This window comes from Saccharopolyspora tripterygii, from assembly GCF_054778355.1.
This window is the reverse complement of sequence record NZ_BAAGZP010000065.1, coordinates 1-891: the sequence shown is the minus strand read 5'-3', so window position 1 is coordinate 891 and position 891 is coordinate 1. Positions and strand designations below refer to the sequence as shown.

Sequence of the window (891 nt, the reverse complement as noted above, 5' to 3'; positions counted from 1 at the left end):
CTCCTGGTAGATCGGTTGGTGTCTAATCATCCGCTCTACCGAGGAGTCCCGGGTGCCATCGTGCCCGAGTCCGTCAATCCCGGTCGCACGGGGTTGGCAGTGCTGCTTGCTGACAACGACCCATGCTCTGCCTGGCAGGTCACGGCGTTATCCCTCCGACATGACCGACGCGCAGTGGGAGATCATCGAACCCTTGTTACCCACGCCCGGCTGGCTGGAAGGAAGGGGCGGTCGCCGGGCCAAACACTGTCGCCGCGAGATCGTGGACGCGATCCTGTACGTAGTCGACAACGGCATCAAATGGCGGGCTCTGCCAGCGGATTTCCCACCCTGGTCCACCGTGTACAACCACTTCGCCGCCTGGGAAGCCGCAGGCGTGGGCCAGGACCTGCTCGACGCCCTGCGAGACCGAACCCGCATAAGCGAGGGCCGCCGGGCGGTACCGAGCGCCGGGATCATCGATTCCGCCTCGGTCAAAGCCGCCGAGACCGTTGGATCCGGCAGCCGCGGGTTCGACGCGGGCAAGAAGATCAACGGACGGAAACGCCACATCGCCGTCGACACCACCGGCCTGCTGATCTGCGTGCTGGTCACCGGCGCCGAGGTCCAGGACCGCACCGCCGCCCGCAACCTCCTGGCCAGGCTGCGCTACCTCTGCCCAAGCGTGCGGCACCTGTGGGCCGACTCCGGCTACACCGGCACCCTGATCGACTGGGCACGAACCCTGTTCGGCATCAGCATCGAGATCGTCGCCAAACTCGCAGGCCAAACCGGGTTCGTCGTGCTACACCGCAGATGGGTCGTGGAACGCAGCCTGGCCTGGATCAACCAGCACCGCCGCTGCGTCCGCGACTACGAACGCCGTCCTGAACACCACGAAGCCATGGTCCG

1 protein-coding gene is annotated in these 891 nt (G+C 66.1%); it reads left to right on the top strand.

Annotated elements, in window-relative coordinates; translation table 11 throughout:
* Nucleotides 1–160 precede the first annotated feature (160 nt).
* Nucleotides 161–891: IS5 family transposase (locus ACYVF3_RS32540; protein WP_461158119.1), on the top strand; the 731-nt coding region annotated here is incomplete at its 3' end.